The 2,846-nt window shown below is 67.9% G+C and carries 1 protein-coding gene; it reads right to left on the reverse strand.

From position 1 onward, the window contains the following. Positions 1–164: 164 nt before the first annotated feature. On the reverse strand, positions 165–2,846 hold a 2,682-nt coding region (locus tag PKE44_RS17690; protein WP_324553896.1), incomplete at its 5' end, for an LPD38 domain-containing protein.

The following is a 2,846-nucleotide window of genomic DNA, read 5'->3' on the forward strand; positions in this document are numbered from 1 at the left end:
CACATGAACGGAAATCGACCCCGGCGCAGCTCCGGCTTGGCATGGGTGCTGGTGCCGTTTGCCATCCTCGCCGTGATTGAGTTTTTCACCACCGGCAGCGGCAGCGGGTTCGTCAGGATGTTCTGGACCGCCGTGTTCATCGCCTGTCTGCTCGGCACCTTGCGCTAGTACCCGAGCGCAGCCACACGGTTCAGGTAGGTAGATCGCATCAGCTCCTGCCTGCGCACCTCGATGGCGTCCACGCGGGCGCGCTTGGCGTCCGGGCTGATCGTGCGGCTCAGGCGGATGTTCTCCTGCATCTTGCGCATCTCGCCGTCGCGCTCCTGTACGTGATTGAGCGCCCGGTACGCAGCCAGTTCTTCGGCGTGCGCGCGCCGGAAGTCCGCGATCTTCGCCGCCGGCTCGCCCTGCTGCGCCATCGTGCGCAGCGACTTGTAGGCGGCCTCAGAGTCACGGATCGCCTCGTAGACGCGCGTCGCGTACTTCGACGGCGCATCGGCACCGCCGCCGACCACGGACGCCACCAGGCTGCCGACCAGCGGCACGTCGCGCACGCGCATGTCTGGCTTGGCGGGCGCATCCGACCACGCCCGCACCAGCGCATCGGACGCATCCAGCGCCCAGCGCCCGACCTCGCCGAAGTAGCCGGAGAACAGGTGCTCAAGCTCCTTCGGAGACAGCCCGGTCGCGTCCGACAGCCGGGAACCGAACACTTCCGCCTGCCCGAGCGCACGCGCCGTGTCCGACGTGCGCGACGAGTAGCGCAGGCTCGAAGCCTTGCCCTGATCGGCAAGGTTCTCGACCGGCCGCCCGGTGTAGCGGTCCTCGTTCGTCGCAACTTCGTAGGCGGGGCCGATCAACTGCGGCATGTCCACGCGCAGCGTGTCCTGCACGCCATGCCTGATAGCCGCCCAGAAGCGCCGGTCATCGCCCATCAGCGACTGCGCCGCCGCTTCCGGCCACGTCGAGAACAGCAAGCCGACCTCGAACGGCTTCGGCACCCGCATGTGCGTATCGCCGAGCCAGAAGTGCCAGAAGCCCCAGCGGTCCCAATCCTCCAGCCGCTTCCAGCGCTCGTCATCGCGATTCCACGCCAGCAGCGCCAGCGACGCGACCGTCATCAGTGCTGCGCGTGCCGCGAAGCTGCCCATGTTCGCCGAGCGCCCGAGCTTGTACAGGCCCTGGATGCGGGCGTTCAGGAACGGCACGGTGTCGGTCAGCATGCGCAGCGCCATCGAGTCGCCGCGCATGGAGAAGTCCATCGCGTCCTTCGCCGCGAACATCGCCGCCTTCATGCTGCCGGTCTCGCGCAGCGTCGCCTTGGCGACCGCCTCGCGGTTGGCGTTCTCGACCGCGCCGCGGAAGTCGCGGTACTTCTCCCACACGTCGCCGAGCCGGTGCACGGTCGCCATGAACGGCCCGGCCTTGTCGGCGCCGAGCCTGCGCCGGACGTGCTTCGCCACCACGGACGCATCGTAGTCGCCGAACGCTCCGGCCTCGAACGAAGCGCCGGCGAACTTCATCGACTGCGCGAGCCCGGTATTGCGCAGCGCATCCGACAGGCCCTTGATGGAATCGAACGGCTTGAACTCCTTGCCGCCAACGATCCACGAGTGCGCCGAGTCACGGATGAAGTTGCGAAGCTGGAAGGCCGGCGTCACCGTCACTGCATGCGTCAGCACGTTCTTGGCGCCGCGCGCGATGTCCAGCGCGATCGAGCGCATCGGCGACTCGCGCAGGCTGGTCAGCGAGCGCAGCAGCAGCGGATCGTTGACGCGGAAGTACTCCTTGCGCCCGTCGCGCATGACCGACACCACATCTTCATCGGTCGGCGCCTCCAGCGCCCACACCTTCTGCACGCCGCGCAGCACGGCGTCCGGTACGGCATCCATGTCGGTGCCGGCGTCGCGCAGCATCTTGCGGAACTGATCCAGCGGCACCAGCGCCTTCGTGAACCGGGTGGACGGCACCGGCGTGACGAAGCGCGTGCCCGCAAGGTTGCGCATCGTCAGGTCCATCGCCGCGTTCTTCGCCGAACGATCCAGCAGCGACGCGAAGTTGCGGATGATGTTGTCGAGCGGGTCGTTCAGCCCCTGCTCGCCGCCCATCAGCCGGCGGATGCCGCTCACCTGATTCGCGATCCCGCGCTTGCCGCGCGCCATCGCCAGCGCCTTGCCCTCGTCATCCATGCGGTAGAACGGGATGTAATCGAGGTTGTCCCATGTCGCCCGGTCGGCGCCGGCGATCAGCCCGGACTGCTCGGCCACGTCGAGGATTGCGCTCTTGAGCTTCGCGTAGTCGTCGGCCGCTTTCTGGAATTCAGCCTCATGTCCGCGCGCCAGCTTCAGCCCTGCGTCGATTTCATCGGCCGAAAAGTTGTGCTCGCGACCTTCTCCCATCAGCCGCTGCGCGCGCCGCGCCACCATCCAGCCGAGCCACTGGTCAATGCGCTCGCCAACCGGTGCCAGCGCTTCCAGCAGGCCCTTGCTGCCGTCGATCTTCTGCAGGATGCCGTCCTTCCAGCGCGGCGCACCGTCGAGCAGCACCGCGTCCACGACCCCGCCGATGCTCGTGGTCAGGCGCGTGGATATGTAGCCGTCCTGCTCCGGTGACAGTCCGCCCGGATGCGCCTCGCGCTGCGCAATCTTGATGCCGTGGAAGCGGTCGATCATGGCCTGCACGGCTTCGTCCTTGCGCTGCGCCCACCATGCCCGCGAGCCGACAGATCGCAGCGCGGCAGCCTTCGCGGCCTGAGCGCGCTCGAACACGGTGCCGTCGCCGACGCCAAGGCCGGCCTTCTCGTAGAAGGCATCGAGCGTGGCGTTGCCGGTGGCCGTGCGCCGATA

This window comes from Plasticicumulans sp., from assembly GCF_035331805.1.
Taxonomy (GTDB): Bacteria; Pseudomonadota; Gammaproteobacteria; order Competibacterales; family Competibacteraceae; genus Plasticicumulans.